The sequence below is a fragment of the Pseudomonas sp. genome (assembly GCF_050739655.1).
Classification (GTDB): Bacteria; Pseudomonadota; Gammaproteobacteria; order Pseudomonadales; family Pseudomonadaceae; genus Aquipseudomonas.
In genome coordinates, this window is record NZ_JBOIBY010000119.1 from 1 (window position 1) to 3,388 (window position 3,388).

Consider the following 3,388-nt stretch of genomic DNA (forward strand, 5'->3'; position numbering starts at 1 on the left):
CCGCCATGTTCAGCCGTGATTTGACTATTGCCAAGTACGACGCCGATCTCTTTGCCGCCATGGAGCAAGAAGCTCAGCGCCAGGAAGAGCACATTGAGCTGATCGCTTCGGAAAACTACACCAGCCCTGCGGTGATGGAAGCTCAAGGCTCGGTACTGACCAACAAGTACGCCGAAGGCTACCCGGGCAAGCGCTACTACGGCGGTTGCGAGTACGTCGACGTGGTCGAGCAGCTGGCCATCGACCGTGCAAAAGAACTGTTCGGCGCCGATTACGCCAACGTTCAGCCGCACGCTGGCTCCCAGGCCAACAGCGCCGTTTACCTGGCCCTGCTGTCGGCCGGTGACACCATCCTGGGCATGAGCCTGGCCCACGGTGGTCATCTGACCCACGGTGCCAGCGTTTCGTCCTCCGGCAAGCTGTACAACGCCATCCAGTACGGCATCGACGCCAACGGCCTGATCGATTACGACGAAGTCGAGCGTCTGGCTGTTGAACACAAGCCGAAAATGATCGTGGCCGGTTTCTCTGCCTACTCGCAGATCCTGGACTTCCCGCGTTTCCGTGCAATCGCCGACAAGGTTGGTGCCTACCTGTTCGTCGACATGGCCCACGTGGCCGGCCTGGTTGCCGCTGGCGTCTACCCGAACCCGGTTCCATTCGCTGACGTGGTGACCACCACCACCCACAAGACCCTGCGCGGTCCACGTGGTGGCCTGATCCTGGCTCGCGCCAACGCCGACATCGAGAAGAAGCTGAACTCCGCGGTATTCCCGGGCGCCCAGGGCGGCCCGCTGGAGCACGTGATCGCTGCCAAGGCGATCTGCTTCAAGGAAGCGCTGCAGCCTGAGTTCAAGGCTTACCAGCAACAAGTGGTGAAAAACGCCCAGGCCATGGCCAGCGTTTTCATCGAGCGCGGTTTCGACGTGGTTTCCGGCGGTACTCAGAACCACCTGTTCCTGCTGTCGCTGATCAAGCAGGAAATCTCCGGTAAAGACGCCGACGCCGCGTTGGGCAAAGCGTTCATCACCGTGAACAAGAACTCCGTACCAAACGATCCACGCTCCCCGTTCGTGACTTCCGGCCTGCGCTTCGGTACTCCGGCTGTCACCACTCGTGGCTTCAAGGAAGCAGAGTGCAAGGAACTGGCCGGCTGGATCTGCGACATCCTGGCCGATCTGAACAACGAAGCGGTGATCGATGCCGTTCGTGAGAAGGTCAAGGCTATCTGCAAGAAGCTGCCGGTATACGGTGCTTAATCAGCCCGCTGAATCGCAGTGAGAAGAACCGGCCAGAGATGGCCGGTTTTTTTTCGCCCTTTCTTTAAATTGGAAAAGGCTCTAATCCGGGACTCATCATCAACTGGTAAGACCGGTCATGCCAATTTCTGAATTTTCACTTGCGAATACCTAAAAACAGCCCCTAGACTGAGCCTGCACTGGACATACCGGTAAGACCACAATAATTAAGTCCTGAAGTCGATGCGAATGCGCACGACAGCCAGGACACCGACCAGGATTCCTCCCATGCTCAGATGGTGCTCGCGTTCAATCTTCCTCCAAGTGGTTCTCGGACTGGTGCTCGGCATCGTCTGTGGGCTTACCCTTCCTGAATACTCCGCTCAGCTCAAACCCCTCGGTGACGGTTTTATCAAGCTGATCAAAATGCTCATCGGCCTGATCGTGTTCTGCGTGGTTGTCAGCGGCATCAGCGGCGCTGGCGACCTGAAAAAGGTTGGGCGCATTGGCCTGAAATCGGTGATTTACTTCGAAGTGCTGACCACCATCGCTCTGGTGATCGGCCTGGTGTTCGCCTTCAGCACCGGCATTGGCAGCGGCGCGAACATTCATCTGGAGCAGCTTTCCGCAGCTGACATGGGCGACATAGCCCAGCGCGGTCAGCATATGCACACCACCACGCAATTCCTGATGGACCTGATTCCGACGTCTGTGATCGGGGCTTTTGCCGATAACAATATCCTGCAGGTCCTGCTGTTTTCGGTGCTGTTCGGTAGTGCACTGAACCTGGTGGGTGAAGCAGCGTCCGGCATCTCCCGGTTGATCAACGAGTTGAGCCACGTGATCTTCCGCATCATGGGCATGATCGTGCGACTGGCGCCGATCGGTGTATTCGGTGCGATCGCCTTTACCACCAGTAAATATGGCCTGGACTCGCTGCAGCACCTGGGTAGCCTGGTTGGCCTGTTTTACCTGACCTGCGTGGCCTTCGTGGCGCTGATTCTTGGCCTGGTGATGCGCCTGTCCGGCTTGAAGATGTGGCCATTGCTCAAGTATCTGCGCGAAGAACTGCTGATCGTGATGGGTACCGCTTCGTCCGATGCCGTACTGCCACAAATCATGCGCAAGCTTGAACATCTGGGTATCGGCAGCTCAACGGTCGGGCTGGTGATTCCTACCGGTTACTCATTCAACCTCGACGGTTTCTCGATCTACCTGACCCTGGCCATCGTCTTCATCGCCAATGCCACCGGTACACCGCTGGCCATGACCGACTTGCTGACGATCCTGTTGGTGTCGTTGATCACCTCCAAAGGCGCGCACGGTATTCCAGGTTCAGCACTGGTGATTCTGGCAGCCACCTTGACGGCGATCCCGGCGATTCCGGTTGTGGGCCTGGTGCTGGTGCTGGCGGTGGATTGGTTCATGGGCATCGGCCGGGCACTGACTAACCTGATCGGCAACTGCGTCGCCACTGTAGCCATCGCTCGCTGGGAAAAAGATATCGATGTGCAACGGGCGAACAAGGTGCTTTCGGGCCAGGTGGGTTATACCTTCCAGCCGAGAAAACCGGTGGCCCCGGCTCATCAGCAGGAATTTTGACTACACGTCGTGCCTGCTTGCGGGCAGGCACGGCCAACAACCGTTACAGATGCTCATGGAGCGAACAGTGATTACCTCGTCGACCGTCGTAAATTCAGTCGTGGAAAAACTTCGGGCCGCACTGGCCCGTGGTCAGTGGCGCTCCGGCGAGATGCTGCCGGGACAACGTGAACTGGCCGAACAATTGGGCATCAGCCGTCCGAGCCTGCGCGAAGCGGTGACCGTGCTGGAAACCCTCGGCCTAGTACGATCGATGCCGGGCAAAGGCGTTGTGGTACTGGAAGCCAACCTCAGCGACAGCCAGCCCCATGAGAGCGCAGTAGCGGCAGCGAGCCTGGAAGACGTGCTGCAACTTCGCTACACCCTTGAGCCGTTCATTGTCGGCCTGGTCGCGCAGTCCATCAGCAGCAAGGAAGTGGGGCAACTGCGCCTGACCCTGATGGACATGCGCGAAGCCCTGGAAGCCAATGACAGTGAAGCCGGGGTGAATGCCTATATCGCGTTCCACGAAGAACTGTTCACGCTGACATCCAACCCGATCTTTCAGA

The 3,388-nt window shown here is 58.2% G+C and carries 3 protein-coding genes; all 3 read left to right on the plus strand.

What is annotated here, in order from left to right:
• Positions 1 to 5: 5 nt before the first annotated feature.
• Positions 6 to 1,259 carry a serine hydroxymethyltransferase gene (glyA, locus tag ACRESJ_RS06415; RefSeq protein WP_095942056.1) on the plus strand — a complete coding sequence of 418 codons (1,254 nt, stop codon included), beginning with the start codon at positions 6 to 8 and terminating at the stop codon, positions 1,257 to 1,259.
• A gap of 267 nt (positions 1,260 to 1,526) precedes the next feature.
• Positions 1,527 to 2,840, plus strand: a complete 1,314-nt coding sequence (locus ACRESJ_RS06420) for a C4-dicarboxylate transporter DctA (RefSeq protein WP_008004303.1) — start codon at positions 1,527 to 1,529, stop codon at positions 2,838 to 2,840.
• Between the two features lie 67 nt (positions 2,841 to 2,907).
• On the plus strand, positions 2,908 to 3,388 hold a 481-nt coding region (locus ACRESJ_RS06425), incomplete at its 3' end, for a FadR/GntR family transcriptional regulator (RefSeq protein WP_431757165.1).

What these genes read in the sequence shown, in the direction of transcription:
- glyA (WP_095942056.1), top strand. Translation starts at nt 6, where the DNA reads ATGTTCAGCCGTGATTTGACTATTGCCAAGTACGACGCCGATCTCTTT.
- ACRESJ_RS06420 (WP_008004303.1), top strand. Translation starts at nt 1,527, where the DNA reads ATGCTCAGATGGTGCTCGCGTTCAATCTTCCTCCAAGTGGTTCTCGGA.